Source organism: Streptomyces sp. NPDC005263, assembly GCF_042872365.1.
Lineage (GTDB): Bacteria > Actinomycetota > Actinomycetes > Streptomycetales > Streptomycetaceae > Streptomyces.
Genome location: NZ_JBIAKJ010000009.1, coordinates 313,178 through 328,096 on the forward strand (window position 1 = coordinate 313,178; position 14,919 = coordinate 328,096).

13 protein-coding genes are annotated in these 14,919 nt (G+C 72.9%); 4 read left to right on the plus strand and 9 right to left on the minus strand.

Annotated elements, in window-relative coordinates; genetic code table 11:
• Positions 1–85: 85 nt before the first annotated feature.
• From ACFYRY_RS34270 to ACFYRY_RS34305, 8 genes are all read right to left on the minus strand, one after another.
• Complete coding sequence (locus ACFYRY_RS34270; protein ID WP_389154652.1) at positions 86–1,408, minus strand: NAD(P)/FAD-dependent oxidoreductase; 1,323 nt, start codon at positions 1,406–1,408, stop codon at positions 86–88.
• Positions 1,405–2,028, minus strand: a complete 624-nt coding sequence (locus ACFYRY_RS34275; RefSeq protein ID WP_389154655.1) for a flavin reductase family protein — start codon at positions 2,026–2,028, stop codon at positions 1,405–1,407. Before ACFYRY_RS34275 ends, ACFYRY_RS34270 begins: the two co-directional genes overlap by 4 nt.
• Positions 2,000–2,467 (minus strand): aromatase/cyclase, encoded by a 468-nt coding sequence (locus tag ACFYRY_RS34280; RefSeq protein WP_389154658.1) that lies wholly within the window; start codon positions 2,465–2,467, stop codon positions 2,000–2,002. Before ACFYRY_RS34280 ends, ACFYRY_RS34275 begins: the two co-directional genes overlap by 29 nt.
• A 49-nt stretch (positions 2,468–2,516) precedes the next feature.
• Positions 2,517–3,878, minus strand: a complete 1,362-nt coding sequence (locus ACFYRY_RS34285) for an aspartate aminotransferase family protein (protein ID WP_389154661.1) — start codon at positions 3,876–3,878, stop codon at positions 2,517–2,519.
• Positions 3,875–4,987, minus strand: a complete 1,113-nt coding sequence (locus tag ACFYRY_RS34290; RefSeq protein WP_389154663.1) for an SDR family oxidoreductase — start codon at positions 4,985–4,987, stop codon at positions 3,875–3,877. The genes ACFYRY_RS34285 and ACFYRY_RS34290 overlap by 4 nt, the downstream gene beginning before the upstream one ends.
• 74 nt (positions 4,988–5,061) lie before the next feature.
• Positions 5,062–6,210: an acyl-CoA dehydrogenase gene (locus tag ACFYRY_RS34295; protein WP_389154665.1), complete on the minus strand. Its 1,149-nt coding sequence runs from the start codon at positions 6,208–6,210 to the stop codon at positions 5,062–5,064.
• Between the two features lie 116 nt (positions 6,211–6,326).
• The gene (locus tag ACFYRY_RS34300; RefSeq protein ID WP_389154667.1) at positions 6,327–7,286 is read right to left on the minus strand and encodes a bifunctional lysylphosphatidylglycerol flippase/synthetase MprF; all 960 of its coding nucleotides are present in this window, start codon (positions 7,284–7,286) and stop codon (positions 6,327–6,329) included.
• Positions 7,270–7,701, minus strand: a complete 432-nt coding sequence (locus tag ACFYRY_RS34305; RefSeq protein WP_389154669.1) for a hypothetical protein — start codon at positions 7,699–7,701, stop codon at positions 7,270–7,272. The genes ACFYRY_RS34300 and ACFYRY_RS34305 overlap by 17 nt, the downstream gene beginning before the upstream one ends.
• A gap of 94 nt (positions 7,702–7,795) precedes the next feature.
• On the opposite strand from ACFYRY_RS34305, the gene ACFYRY_RS34310 reads away from it, so the two are divergent.
• From ACFYRY_RS34310 to ACFYRY_RS34325, 4 genes are all read left to right on the plus strand, one after another.
• Positions 7,796–9,241: a PLP-dependent aminotransferase family protein gene (locus ACFYRY_RS34310; protein WP_389154672.1), complete on the plus strand. Its 1,446-nt coding sequence runs from the start codon at positions 7,796–7,798 to the stop codon at positions 9,239–9,241.
• 199 nt (positions 9,242–9,440) lie between these two features.
• Positions 9,441–11,027, plus strand: a complete 1,587-nt coding sequence (locus tag ACFYRY_RS34315; protein WP_389154675.1) for an alkaline phosphatase D family protein — start codon at positions 9,441–9,443, stop codon at positions 11,025–11,027.
• Between the two features lie 171 nt (positions 11,028–11,198).
• On the plus strand, positions 11,199–12,500 hold the full coding sequence (locus tag ACFYRY_RS34320) for a GNAT family N-acetyltransferase (RefSeq protein ID WP_389154678.1): 1,302 nt from the start codon (positions 11,199–11,201) through the stop codon (positions 12,498–12,500).
• An 86-nt stretch (positions 12,501–12,586) separates the two neighbouring features.
• Positions 12,587–14,278, plus strand: coding sequence for a DUF885 domain-containing protein (locus ACFYRY_RS34325; RefSeq protein ID WP_389154681.1), 1,692 nt, complete (start codon positions 12,587–12,589; stop codon positions 14,276–14,278).
• Positions 14,279–14,398: 120 nt separating this feature from the next.
• On the opposite strand, the gene ACFYRY_RS34330 is transcribed toward ACFYRY_RS34325, so the two are convergent.
• Complete coding sequence (locus ACFYRY_RS34330) at positions 14,399–14,908, minus strand: immunity 21 family protein (protein ID WP_389154684.1); 510 nt, start codon at positions 14,906–14,908, stop codon at positions 14,399–14,401.
• Between the last annotated feature and the right edge of the window lie 11 nt (positions 14,909–14,919).

Below are 14,919 nucleotides of genomic sequence, written 5' to 3' on the forward strand. Positions count from 1 at the left end.
GGCCTTCCTTTCTGACGTGCGGGGTGTGGCGGGACGGGGGTTCACGTCGGCACGGCCGCGCGGGCTGCGGGTTCTCGCAGGCCCCTCAGCACCTGCGTCGTGCGGCCCGGCCCAGCGTGTTCACGTATCCCCGCAGGAGAAGGCGGCCCGGACCGTCGACGGGCACCCGGGGGGCCTGGGACCGATGCCAGGGCAGTGGGCCGCCGGGTTCCGGCTCGCCGAGCAGGGCGCCGGCCACGTGGGCGCCGTGGGCCACCGACATCGCGAGGCCGTGGCCGCAGCAGCCGCCGATGTACCAGACGTCGGGCAGACCGTGGACCGGGCCCACCACCGGCAGGCCGTCGAAGGTCATGCCGACCCGGCCCGACCAGCGGTGGACGACGCGTACGTCGGACAGGTCCGGGTGCAGGCGACGCACCCAGCGCCCCAACCAGCTCCAGGCCCGCTCGCGGACGGCATCCAACCGGACCGCGTCCAGTCCGGCCGGGGCGGTGACCGTACCGCCACCGGCCACCAGTCCCCCGTCCGGCAGCAGCCTGAAGTACGGCGCCATCGGCGCCGCGTCCACGAAGGCGTCCCCGGCGCGCCCGCCGAGGGCCGCGTACGCCTCGGCACCCACGGGTGCGGTCGCCACGGCGTACACCTCCAGCGGCAGGACCGTGCCGACCGGCAGACCCACCTCCCGCGCGGCGGAGTTGACGGCCAGGACCGCCTGCCCGGCGTGGAGCCTGCCGTGCGGGAAGACCAGTTCGGCTCCGACCAGATCTCCGGGGTGCACGGCCCGCAGGGGGCTGTGCCCGTAGAAGCGCACGCCCTTGGCCGCGCACGCACGGGCGAGAGCGCAGGTCAGGGCGGCGGGGTCCAGGGTGGCCGCGACGCGGTGGAGGAGCCCGGCGGTGTACGGCACGCCGATCCTGGTGCGGATCGCGGCCCCGGACAGGACCGGCACGTCGAGGTCGAGCGCCTGGTAGGCCTTGGCCTGCCGGGTGAGGGCCGCCAGGTGTCCGGGCGAGCGGGTCGCCACGACCTGCGCGCCGGTCCGCAGTCCGCAGCGCACGTCGAGCAGGGCGCACAGGTCGAGGACCTGGTCCACCGCGTGCACGCTGGCCAGGTGCATCCGGCGGGCGGTCACCGGCCCGAAGCGGCGTACCGCGCGGTCGATCGCCGGTCCGGCCCGGGGACCGAGCAGTCCGGTGCCACGGCCGCTGGCCCCGGCGGCGGGGCGTTCCGCGTCGACGACGGCGATGTCGAGCCCGGGGGCGCGGTCCGCGAGATGGTACGCGCAGGCGAGTCCCGCCAGACCGGCACCCACCACCGCCACGTCCGCGGTGACCACACCGTGCAGCGGCGGCTGGGCAGGCACGTCGGCCGGCTCCCAGGCGGGCGCTCCGGCGAGCGGCCGGGTCATCCGGAGCCGTCCGGTCCGGGGGCGGGCGCTGGCGCGGACACCGCGCCGGGATCAGACGCGTCCGTGATTCTCCCGAAGCGGCGGTCGTGCCAGAGCAGGGGGCGCCCGCCGCCGACGTGGACCGCCGCGACCCGGCCGACGACGAGATGGTGGTCGCCGTAGCGGCGTACGTCCTCGACCAGGCACACGGACCAGGCAAGCGCTCCATCGATCACCGGGACGCCGAGCACCTGACGGGCCGGGGTGCCGGCGAACCGCTGGGCCGCGGTGGTCGTCGGGTGGGCGAACCGGCCGGCCAGGTCGTGCTGGTCCTCGCGCAGCAGGTGGACCGCGAAGACCCCGCGGGCCCGGACCGCGGCGAGCGTGCGGGAGCCCTCGCGCAGACAGACCAGGAGCAGCGGCGGCCGGGCCGACAGGGAGGTCACCGCCGAGACGGTCATACCGAGCGGGCCGTCCTCGCCACGCGCCGTCACCACGGTCACCCCGGCGGCCAGCTTGGCGTACAGCCCCAGACAGCGGGCGGCCCCCGGGCCCGGCTCGTCGCGCAGCCGATCCCCGTACGAGAGGGCCCCGCTCTCTCCGCCCGCCCGTTCAGCCGCGAGCCGCGGTGGCGCGGTCATCGATCACCTCCGCACCCACCAGGCCGAAGAGGATGCGGGCGATGTTGGTCCGCAGGGTCGATTCGGCCACCGGATCGAGGATGTCCGCGAGGGTCGGAATGCCGAGGTCGAAGGAGGCGGTGAAGACGACGAGGGTGCCGCCGTCGCGCGGTTCGCAGCGCCAGCTGCCCTCGAACGTCTGGAAGTCGCCGCTGAGTTGCTCGAAGGTGAGGGACAGCGTCGTGGGCGAGAACACATCGCGTTCCCGCCACCGCATCAACCCGCCCCGGAACGTGACCGTCCAATCCGACACGACCGAGCCGTCGGACAGCGGGGCGTCCACGCGGACCTCGCGGACGGTGTCGGTGAGTTCGGGGTAGCGGCGGAAGTCGGTGATGCGTCGGTAGACGTCGGCCGGTGCGAGGTCGTCGGCGACAGCGTGCAGGGCCACGTGGCGCATGGTCTCGTTTCCTTTCGTTGGCCGGGCGGACTTGCGGGGCGTCATCGCGTCACCGCGTCATGCGCAGAGCAGTGGTCCGCAGGGCCTCGGCGAGTGTGGTGAAGAACAGGTCGAGCGCCTCGTCCGAGAGCACCGCGGGTGGCGTCAGCCGCAGCACCCGGGTCGCGTTGAGGGAGTGGTTGACCAGGACGTCCCGCGCGATGAGCTCCAGCAGCAGCTCGCCGACCGCGCGCTCCTCGCCGAACTCGATCCCGATCAGCAGGCCCCGGCCCCGCACCTGGTCGACCAGCACATCCTGGTAGGGCGCGCACACCTCCCGTACGGCGGCCAGGATGCGCGCGCCGAGGGTCGCCGCCCGGGCGACGGTGTCCTCCCGTTCCATGGTCTCGACGGTGGCGAGGGCGGCCGCGCAGGCGATCGGGGAGGCACCGAAGGTGGAGGTGTGCAGGTAGGGGTCGCGGCTGAAGGGGGCGTACGCCTGCTCGGTGGCGACCATCGCGGCGATCGGCACCACTCCCCCGCTGAGCCCCTTGCCCGCCAGGAGCAGGTCGGGGCGGACGTCCTCGGCGTTCACTCCCCACCAGGTGCCCAGTCGTCCCATCCCGGTCTGGATCTCGTCCATGACGAGCAGCGCGCCGAACTCCTTGCACAGCGCGGCCACTTCACGGAGATACCCGTGTTCCGGGATGCGCACCCCGCCCTCGCCCTGCACCGGTTCGAGAATGACGCAAGCCCGGTCCCGGCGGGCGGCCAGCGCCTGCCTGAGCCCGCCCGGGTCGCCGAAGGGCACCTGTGTGGTGTCGGGGAGGAGGGGCTGGAACGGTGTCTGGTAGGTGGCGTTGGCGGTGACGCTGAGGGCGCCGAGGGTCTTGCCGTGGAAGCCGCCGCGGGTGGTGATCAGTTCGTGACGACCGTGGGCGCGGGCCAGTTTCAGGGCGGCTTCCGTCGCCTCGGCGCCGGAGTTGACGAAGTGGACGTGGTCGAGGCCCGGCGGGGTGTGCGCGGCCAGCGCCTGGGCGGCCCGCGCGGCGACCGGTTCGAGGAAGACCCGGCTGGCCAGCGGGTGGGTGTCGATCTGCCGGTGCACCGCCTCGACGACGGCCGGGTGCCGGTGGCCCAGGATGAAGACGCCGTAGCCGCCGAAGTCCAGGAAGCGGCGGCCGTCGTCGGTGTGGATCCACGGGCCCTCGGACCGGACCTCGGCCATCCCTCCCAGCACCCGGCCCATGACCGCCCGTCCGGAGCCGATGTGCCGCCGGTACAGCTCCACGAGTTCGGTACCGCCGGGCAGGGGTGCGGCCGGTGAGACGGGGTGTGCCAGGGCCGGGGCCGCGCGGGGGACGGCGGGTGGTGCCGCGGAAGGGGAGGCGGACGGTGGGGCGGGGGGCGGCGCGGAGGACGAGACCGTCATGATGCCGCCTCCCTCGGGATCGTCACGGCGGCCGGACGGGCGCGGTGTCGCCTGAGCAGCCCGGCCCGGTCCGCGGCCCAGCTCTCCAGGTTGCGTACGAGGGCGGCGCGGATGCCGGTGCGGGTCAGCCGGGTTCCGCAGCCGGGGTCTCCGAGCGAGGAGGCGAACGGCAACTCGCGTTGGAACACCAGCAGGAGTTCGGCGTAGTGCTCAAGGCGCCGGCGCAGCGACTCGGGCATGGCGGTGCCCTGCAGCATGGGCAGCAGCAGTCGGTGCACCGCCTCGACGGGGATGAGCCGGGGGCGCTGGGGCTCGGGCAGGCCGTGGTCCACGGCGAACTTGGCGCAGACCTCGGAGATCTCCCGCAGCGGCGGGGCCTCCCGGCCGGCCGTCAGCCAGTACTCCCCGTGGCGCACCTCGCCCCGGATCAGGTCGCCGACGGCCCGGGTGACGAAGTCCTGCGGGACCATGTCGATCCGGGCCTCGGGGGCTCCCGGCAGCACCGGCACCTGCCCCAGGACCATCGAACCGAGCGTCTTGGTCAGGCCCTGCTGTCCCGCGATCCGCCCGGTGACGGAGTCACCCATCACGACCGACGGCCGCACGATCACGCCGGGCAGGCCGGCGTCCCGCACCATCTGCTCGGCCGCCGTCTTGGAGACCAGGTAGGCGGCGGCGCCCGGGAAGCGCCGCCGGTCCTCGGCGGCCGGCGCGCTCGCCACGAACGCGGTGCTCACCAGGTGCAGGGGCGCGTCGGCGCGAGCGGCCAGATCGAGGACGGCCCGGGTTCCGGACGTGTTGGTGCGCAGGATGTTCTCGGGCGCGGTGCGCCAGTTGGTCTCGGCGGCGGAGTGCAGGACGACGTCCACCTCGTCGGCGAGCCGGTTCCAGGCCCGCTCCGGCAGGCCCAGGCGGGGTGCGAGCAGGTCGCCCTGGAGCTCGCGTACCCGTGGGTCGTGCAGGGGCCTGTTCCGACGCAGGCAGACCAGGTCGAAGTCGGCGGACAGCTCGTCGATCAGGGCCCTCCCGAGCACTCCGGAGCCGCCGGTCAGCAGCAGCGTGGGCCGGTCGGTCGGACTCGGAGGGTGGTGCGGTACGTGCGGCGGCATGGGCGTACTCCCCCAACGGGACTCGGCTGGAGTGGGCAGGCTGCGATCCGGACGGCCGTACGAGGGCCTGGGTGTCAGGCGATGGCGAGCGGCCGGTCGGCGAGATAGCCGGCGATCGGTTCGGTCATGCGGGACCGGGAAGGCGGGTGCAGGGACAGTCCGTTGGCGCAGGCGGCCAGGTGGCCGACCTCGTCGGACGTCATGAAGTTGAGGCCGCCGAGGAGTTCGACCGCGCGGGGCACGATGCGGGCGAGGGTGTCCTGGACCCCGTAGCGGACGCAGAGGGCCTGGGCGAGCGCGGACTCGCCGAGGTCTCCGCTGTCCACCCTGCGGGCGATGCCCTCGGCGGCGGCCATGGCGGCCTCGGTCTCGACGAACAGGCGCACCCGCTCGTGTTCGGGGATCCGGTCGTTGAGCAGGACGCGTTCCACCAGGGCGCTCGCGACGCCGAGGTAGCTGCCCGTCATCAGTGCCTGGAACCAGATCAGACCGGCCGTCTGGAGCTCGTCGAGTCCCTGTCCCCGCCCGGCGGGCGTGGCGGTGCGCAGCAGGAGTTCCGGCGGGACGAGGACGTCCGTGAGGGTGACCTGTTCGCTCTCCGCTCCGGCGAGGAAGGCGCTGGACCAGAAGCCGCTGACGCTCAGTCCCTCGCTCTCGGCGGGTACCAGTGCCACCGCGAGTTCCTCGCCCTGTCCGTCCTCGCGGGGGACCATGACGCTCGCGGTCAGCACGTCCATGGAGCGGGCCAGGCTGCACGGGCGTTTGACCCCGTTGATCCGTACCCCGTCCTCGGTGAGCGTGGCGGTCATCGACGGTTGCAGGATGCCGGCGCCGCCCCGTCCCTCGGCGAAGCCGGAGGCGATGATCCGGTTGGTGGAGGCCACACCCTCGATCAGCATCCATTCCAGGCCGTCGGGCTGCCCGCCGAGGTCACCGAGGCCGACCAGGGTGGCCATCGAGAAGTGGTGCATGGTGGTTCCCACGGCCAGCGACGGCGAGCGGCTGCCGATGGCCCGCTGCACCCGCAGCGCGTCCAGGGCGGTGGCGCCGCGGCCCTGGTGGGCCTGGGGCACCAGGAGACCCGGTCCACCGCTGTCCCGGAAGAGCCGGACACCGGGGCTGCTCGGCCGCTCCAGCTCCATGAGCGGTGTCTCGCTCAGGGCGGCATCCAGGTCCGGCAGCAGCTTGGCCAGGGTGGCGCGTTCACATTCGAGGAATCGCATGGACGTGTGGACCTCCAGGACGGGGTGGACACGTGCGGACAGGGCGGGGCGGGCATGCTCGGACAGGGCGGGGCGGGCACCACACCTGGATGAGGCGGGGCGGCACACCCGTTGGGTCATACGGCGTTGGTGGCGCGCAGCAGCTGCCATACGGCGCCGACGCGGGGCCTGCCGAAGAAGGCGATGTACTCCGGGAGGACCGCGTGCGGGGCCCACTTCTCCTTGTATTCCAGCTGGGAGGCCGCGGGGTAGATCGCCTTGCCGCGCTCTGCCAGCAGACGGGCGAACCGGGCGAACACCCGGCTGGCGCCGGGAACTTCGTGCTCCTCGCCGAGCCCGGCGAACGGGGTGAACCCGAAGTGGAGCCAACCGGCGCCGTCGGCGAGGAAACGCTCCATGACGGTGGCGTTGAGTGCCTCCATCACGCCGGGAGGCGCGTCGGGACGGCGTCTGCTGAGGTCGTGCAGCCAGCCGGGCCGACTGCCGTAGACGGGCGAGTAGTTGATGTATCCGACGGCCTGGCCGGCGATCCGGCCCACGAACAGCCGGCGGTGGCCCTGCAGGGGCCCGGTCCGCTGGCCGACGAGGAAGCGCAGTTCCTTGACGTGCCGGCCCTTGTCCCGCAGCCAGCGGTCGTCGAGCAGGTCCAGCTCCCGGCAGTCGTCGTGCTGGACCTCGGTCACCTCGAGGCCCGCCCGCCGGGCCCGCGAGATCTTGTTGCGCAGCCGCACGAACCGGGAGCCACGCAGGGTGAAACGGGACAGCTCGACGGCGTACGAGGCGCCCAGCTGGTTGACCGTGAAGCCGCGCCTGGCATACAACTCGGCGTCCGCACGCTGGAGTTGCACGGCGACCAGCCGGGGCCCGGTCTCGGCCAGGAAGGCATCGAGCAGCCGCTCGCGGTGTTCCGGCGCCGCGAACGGGCCGCCGAACTGCAGAACATGGCGCCCTGATCGGCGATAGGCGCAGGTGCCCTCGGATCGGCCGTCACGGAAGTACTCGTTCCCGCTGTTGAGGGCGAGGAATGCGCTGGGGTTGTCGCTGTGCTCGGCGAGTGTGTCAAGCACGGACGGCATACGGGCCCTCCAGGGAATCCTTCGGCTCGAAAGGGACACTGAACGTTTTCAGGGAGTTGCCGAAGAGCGCGCGGTCGCCCATGAGGTGGATGGGGAGGGCGAGCAGCGCCCATTCCGGCCGGACGAACCAGGCCCACGCTCCGGCCAGTGCCCCGGCCGTGACCAGGCTGTGCATCACGTTGTAGGCGACGTAGTAGCCCCGGGCGATCCGTCGGCCGCCCCCGCTCCGGAAGGCGAGCGCCCCAGGGAGATAGCCGATGACGTCGATCACCGCGAACAAGGCGATGAACACGCCCCAGCGAATCTCCGAAAGGTGCTGGAAGGCGAGCACCAGTGACACGACCAGAACGGCCAGCCATTCCAGTCGGCAGAGCGCGAAGGTAGTTTTCGTCTCGAATCTGTTCTTGGCGTCCACAGGCGCTCCTTTCACCCCTGGTTACGCGCGAGCGGGTGCGACCCCTCGCACGAGCGAAGGCGGTTCCGGCGTCCTCGGACTAGGGTCCCGTCGCATGACGTCCGAGTTGCTGCTCCAGGCCGCGTCGGCACCGGCCCGCTCGCGTGGTCGGGCCCTTCAGGCGGCCCTGCGTGAGGCGGTCCGCTCGGGGCGGCTCGCGGTGGGCACCCGGCTGCCGTCGAGCCGCGACCTCGCGGCCGACCTCGGCGTGTCGAGGGGCCTGGTCACGGAGGCGTACGAGCAGTTGACGGCGGAGGGCTATCTGCGCAGCGGCCGCGGGGCCGGGACCTGGGTGGGGGACGCGGTACGGGCCACGCGCCCTCCCGCGCGCGACCTCGCTCCACGCCCCGTCGGCGCGCGGGCCGACTTCGTCCCCGGGACGCCGGACCTGTCACTTTTCCCGAGGGCCTCGTGGTCCGCCGCCCAGCGCGCCGTCCTGGCCGAACTGGCGCACCCGGACCTCGGCTATCCCGATCCGCGGGGACTGCCCCGGCTGCGTACCGCGCTGGCCGAACTGCTCGCGCGCCGCCGCGGTGTGGTCGCGGACCCGGAGCGGATCGTGGTGGTCTCCGGGGTGACCCAGGCGACCACCCTCCTCGGTTTCGTCCTGCACGCGCGCGGTGTCCGCGCCGTCGGCGTCGAGGACCCCGGCAGCCCCCAGCACGCCGAGCTGTACGCGGCGGCCGGTGTCACCACGGTGCCCGTCCCGCTGGACGACGAGGGGCTCGCCGTGGGCGCACTGCGGTCCTCGGGCGTACGGGCGGTGGTGACCACCCCCGCCCACCAGTTCCCCACCGGGGTCGCCTACTCCGCTCGCCGACGCGCGGAGCTGCTCGACTGGGCGCGGTCCGTGGACGGTCTCGTCCTGGAGGACGACTACGACGGCGACTTCCGTTACGACCGTGCCCCCGTGGGAGCGTTGCAGGGGCTCGACCCGGACCACGTGGCCTACGCGGGCTCGGCCAGCAAGTCGCTCGCACCGGGGTTGCGGCTGGGTTGGCTGCTGGTCCCGGAGCGGCTCGTCGAGGAGGTCGTCGCCCGCAAGCGGACCCTGGACCTGGGGCATCCCGCGCTCGACCAGGCGCTGTTCGCCCGGTTCGTGGAGCGCGGCGACTACGACCGCCAGTTGCGCCGCTGCCGACGCGCCTACCGGGAACGCCGGGACGCCCTGCTCGACGCGCTGCGGGAGCACTTCCCCGGCACCGAGGTGTCCGGGATCGCCGCGGGACTGCACGTCATCGCCGCCCTGCCGGAGCGCTACGGCCCGCAGGAACGGTTCCTGGCGGAGGTGGCCTCGGCCGGGGTGGCCGTACGCCCACTGTCGGACTGCCGGCACCCGGGCACCGAGGCGGAGGCAGCGGCAGCGGATGAGGCCGGGGGCGGGACCGAGTGCCAGTCCGTCGGCAAGGGGGACATCCGCCTTGTCCTGGGTTACGCCCACCTCTCCCCCGCACGGATCCGTGACGGTGTACGGATGATGGCCGCGGCGGTCACCCACTGACCGGCGCGCACTCCGCGCCGCGCACGACGCACGACGCACCACGCACCACGCACCACCACGGTGAATCGCCCCAGCGAATCGCACACAGGTTCCCTTGTTCCCGCGACCAGTTGTTCACTTGCGGTTTCCGTGCGCGCTGCGGCGCCCCAGTAGTTGTGGCACTGCACACTGGCCGGATCCCGTCGCTGGAGGCGTATCCATGTCACACCATCCGCTCCCCGGTCGCCGCAGCGTCCTGCGCGGCTCCCTGGCCGCTTCGGCGGCCCTGGCCCTGCCCACCGCCCTCGGCGCGGCACCGGCCTTCGCCCTGTCCGGACGTCCGAAGGCCGGCTGGGGCGTGCAGACGGGAGACGTGACCGCCGACTCCGGACTGGTGTGGGTGCGCTCCGACCGGCCGGCCCGGATGATCGTCGAGACGTCCGCGACCGAGTCGTTCCGCAACCCCCGCAGATGGCATGGTCCGCTGCTCGGCGCGGACACCGACTTCACCGGCACGACCCGGCTGCGGGGGCTGCCGTCCGGCGAGCAGATCAACTACCGCGTCCTGCTGGCCGACCCGGATGATCCGCGCCGCACCGGCGAGCCGGTCACCGGCACCTTCCGCACCGTGTCGCCGCGCAGGCGCAACGGGGTGCGTTTCCTGTGGTCCGGTGATCTGGCCGGGCAGGGCTGGGGCATCAACCCCGACTTCGGCGGCTACACGATCTACCGGGCGATGGCCGGGCTCGACCCCGACTTCTTCCTCTGCAGCGGCGACAACATCTACGCCGACGGCCCGATCACGGCGACCGCGGCCCTGCCCGACGGCAGCACCTGGCGGAACATCACCACCGAGGAGAAGTCCAAGGTCGCCGAGACCCTGGCCGAGTTCCGCGGCAACTTCCGCTACAACCTGCTGGACGAGAACCTGAAGAGGTTCAACGCGCAGGTGCCGTCGATCATCCAGTGGGACGACCACGAGGTCCGCAACAACTGGTACCCGGGCGAGACGATCGCGGCCACCGACACCCGCTACACCGAGAAGAACGTGGACGTCCTCGCGGCGCGGGCCCGACGGGCGTTCAGCGAGTACTTCCCGATCTCCACGCTGACACCGGGCGCGCGTGACGGCCGGGTGTACCGGGTGCTGCGGCAGGGTCCGCTGCTGGACGTGTTCGTGCTGGACATGCGGACGTACCGCAACGCCAACTCGGCCGACGACCAGGCCGTGGACCCGCAGGGCATCCTCGGCCGGGAACAGCTCGAGTGGCTCAAGCGGGAGCTGTCGCGGTCCCGCGCGGTGTGGAAGGTGATCGCCTCCGACATGCCGCTGGGGCTGGTCGTGCCGGACACCACCGAGGGCAAGCAGAACATCGAGGCGGTGGCGCAGGGCGACCCGGGTGCGCCGCTCGGGCGTGAGCTGCAGATCGCCGAGCTGCTGCGGTACGTCAAGCACCGCCGGATCACCGGCACGGTGTGGCTGACGGCCGACGTGCACCACACCTCGGCACAGCACTACCAGCCCTCGCGGGCGGCCTTCACGGACTTCGAGCCGTTCTGGGAGTTCGTGTCCGGGCCGCTCAACGCGGGCGCCTTCCCGGCCAGCGCGCTGGACAACACCTTCGGCCCGGAGCGGGTGTTCGTGAAGGCGCCGACCGCGTCGAACGTGTCGCCCGCGGGCGGCTACCAGTTCTTCGGCGAGGTCGACATCGACGGTGACAGCGGGGAGCTGACCGTGCGGCTGCGCGAGCAGGACGGCACCGTGCTGTTCACCCAGGTGCTGCAGCCGGGCCGGGTCGGCCAGTAATTCCCGTACCCCCAACTCCCGTAAACTCGAAGGCATGCCGCGCACCGGCGTCATCTCCCGGTGCGCGGCAATTGCGGTACAAAGAGCGACGAACGGTACGGGGAAGCACACTTTACCCAGCAGTCACAAGGCGTTCGTGATCACGCAACACCATTCCTCCACAGTGGTTGCATGACTCCGAATATCTCTGTTGTGACAGGTACCGGGGACGCGCGTCCCGTACACCCCTGGGGGATCGTCTCGGCGGCCTTCCGCACATGGTTGTCACGCCGCCACGGTCACGCCCCACCGACGAGTGATACCGGCGCCCGCCCACTACCCGAGGAAGAGCTGCCCGGGGAGGAGCGGGCCGGGGAGAACACGCTGTGGCGGATGCGGACGACGGTGCGGGACGAACCGGGCTCGCTGGCCGCCCTGTGCGCGGCTCTCGCCGGGCACCGGGTCGACATCCTGAGCCTGCAGGCGCACCCGCTGGCCGAGGGCACGGTGGACGAGTTCCTGCTGCGCGCCCCCGCCGACGTCGCCGGTTCCGACATCACCCGGGCGGTGACGACGGCCGGCGGTGCCGACACCTGGATCGAGCGGGCCGACGCCCACGACCTGGTGGACGCGCCGACCCGGATCCTCGGTCTGGCCGCCCGGACCGCCCTGGACGCCGCTGAACTGCCGCTGGCGCTACGGCAGTTGCTGGGTCGCTGCACCATCCGTCACCTGCCCGCCACGTCCGCGTCCGGAACCGGCCGAGGGCCTGCGGCCGTGCCGGTGGAAGGGGTGCTGGAGGACACGGTGATGCGGCTGCGGGCGCCGGAAGGCGGAGTGATCACCGTGGAGCGGCCGTATCTGCCGTTCACCCCGACCGAGTTCGCGCGGGCGCGCGCCCTGGTGGAGCTGGACGCGCACCTCGGCCCGCGGGTGCCGCGCGGCCAGGACGTGCTGACACTGCCCGCGGGCAACGCGATCACCGTGCGCCGGGCCGACGCCGGCGATCTGGAGGCCGCGACCGCGATGCACGAGCGGTGCTCCGCGCGGACGCTCGGGATGCGCTACCACGGGCCGGTCGGTGACGCCGACCGCTATCTGGGGCACCTGCTCAGCCCGCGCTTCGGCCGGACCCTCGCCGTGCAGACCGCCTCCGGCCGCGTCGTCGGCCTCGGGCACCTGCTGTGGGACGGGGACGAGACGGAGGTCGCGCTGCTCGTCGAGGACGCCTGGCAGCGGCGCGGCATCGGCGCCGAACTCCTCAACCGGCTGGTGGCGATGGCCGTCGAGGCCGGGTGCGCGAGCGTGTACGCGGTGACCCGGTCGTCCAACACCGGCATGGTCGCCGCGATGCGCGGGCTCGGGCTCCCCCTCGACTACCAGGTCGAGGAGGGCACCCTGGTGATCACCGCCCGCCTGGACATGGCGCCGGTCACCGCGCGGTCGTCGCGTGAACGGGAGCGGGAGTTCTCCGAGGAGGCCGTGCGGGACTGACGTGCGGGGCCGGACGGGCGGGCCGGACCGCGTCCTCGGCACAATCGGAGTGACGCGCGACGGTCCGTCGTACGAGGATGGACCGCATGTCAGAGACCAAGAGCCCGCTTCCCCGCGAGGTCGCCGACGCCTATGTCGACGAGCTCATCGCCCTCGACCCGGTGACCGGTACGTACCTCGGCGTACCGGAGAGTTCGCGCCGCCTGCCCGACCTCTCACCCGCGGGCCAGCAGGCGCTCGCGGACCTGGCCCGCGGGACCCTCGCGCGGCTCGACGAGGCCGAACGGCAACCCGGCGCGGACAGCGACATCGAGCGCCGGTGCGCGCGTCTGCTGCGCGAGCGGCTGACCGCCGAGCTCCAGGTGCACGAGGCCGACGAGGGTCTGCGCGCGGTCGGCAACCTGGGAACGCCGGCGCACTCCGTGCGCGACATCTTCACCGTCACTCCGGCCACGACCGACGAGGACTGGGCGGCGATCGCGGAGCGGCTGCGGGCGGTGCCGACCGCGTTGGCGGGTTACCGCGAGTCCCTCGCGCTGGGCCTGGAACGCAAGCTGTACGCCGGTCCGCGCCCGACCGCCACCTTCGTCGGCCAGCTCACCGAGTGGGCGGACACCGACGGCAAGGGCACCGGCTGGTTCGAGGACTTCGCCGCGGCGGGCCCAAAGGCGCTGCGCCCGGAGCTCGACGAGGCGGCCCGCGCGGCGACCGCGGCCGTGGCCGAGCTGCGGGACTGGATGCGCGAGGTGTACACGCCCGCGATCGAGGGTGCCCCGAACACGGTGGGCCGGGAGCGCTACGCCCGCTGGTCGCGTTACTTCAACGGCACCGACCTCGACCTCGACGAGGCGTACGCCTACGGCTGGGCCGAGTACCACCGTCTGCTGGCCGAGATGAAGCAGGAGGCCGAGAAGATCCTGCCCGGCGCCGAGACGCCGTGGGTGGCGCTGGCCCACCTCGACGAGCACGGCAGGCACATCGAGGGCGTCGACGAGGTCCGCGACTGGCTGCAGGGCCTGATGGACCAGGCGATCGACGCGCTGGACGGCACCCACTTCGAACTCGCCGAGCGGGTGCGGAAGGTGGAGTCCCGCATCGCCCCGCCCGGCGGCGCGGCGGCTCCGTACTACACGCCCCCGTCGGAGGACTTCTCGCGTCCGGGCTGCACCTGGCTGCCGACGATGGGCCAGACCCGCTTCCCGGTCTACGACCTCGTCTCGACCTGGTACCACGAGGGTGTCCCGGGCCATCACCTGCAACTCGCCCAGTGGGCGCACGTCGCCGGGAGCCTCTCCCGCTACCAGGCCTCGATCGGCATGGTCAGCGCCAACGCGGAGGGCTGGGCGCTGTACGCGGAGCGGCTGATGGACGAGCTGGGCTTCCTCACGGACGCGGAGCAGCGGCTCGGCTACCTCGACGCGCAGATGATGCGGGCGGCCCGGGTCATCGTCGACATCGGCATGCATCTGGAGCTGGAGATCCCGGCCGACTCGCCGTTCCACCCCGGCGAGCGCTGGACGCCGGAGCTGGCGCAGGAGTTCTTCGGCGCTCACAGCAGCCGCCCGGCGGACTTCGTGGAGAGCGAGCTGACCCGCTATCTGACGATTCCGGGGCAGGCGATCGGCTACAAGCTCGGCGAGCGGGCCTGGCTGCTGGGCCGGGAGAAGGCCCGCGAGCGGCGCGGCGACGCCTTCGACCTCAAGGCCTGGCACATGGCGGCCCTGTCGCAGGGCTCGCTGGGCCTGGACGACCTGGTGGACGAGCTGTCGCAGCTGTAGCCGCCCGCGGGGCGGGGCCACCGGCCCGGCCCCGCCGGGTCGGTCAGCTGCCCGGCGCTCCTTGCCCGTCTCCTCGCGTGGGCCGCCCGCGCGAGGAGACGGACGGGAAGGCGGAGAGGGTCACAGCCGTCGTAGCTGTACGAGGCCGAGCCAGGTCTCGGGGCCGGGGCTGACCTGGGCCGCGCGGACCGCGTAGCTGCCCGGCTCCAGGGCGACCCGCAGGTTGTCGGTACGGGCACAGTCGTGGCCCGGCCAGGCCGCGTCGAACAGGACGACCGGTCCGGGCACCGTCCAGCGCACCTCGTCCTCCCAGGCCGCGGTGGCGAGGGCGGCCGGTACTTCGGCGAGCAGTTCGTCCTCACCGTCCGCGGCGCCCCAGCGGACGAAGACGGCGTGCTCGGGCAGAAACGCGGTCGAGGCCGGTTCGTCCCCGAGGACCAGCGCCGCGGAGTCACCCACCGGAAGCAGTCCGACGAAGCCGTCGACCTCGCACGCCCGGTCGTAGTCCGAGGCCGTCTCGTCCCCGTCGGCACCCGCCCAGAACGGCAGGACCGTCTCCGGCACCACTATGAGCGGGCCACCGCCCGATTCCACCCACTCCGCCACGCCCGGCTCCGCGTATCGCACCATGCGCCAGAACC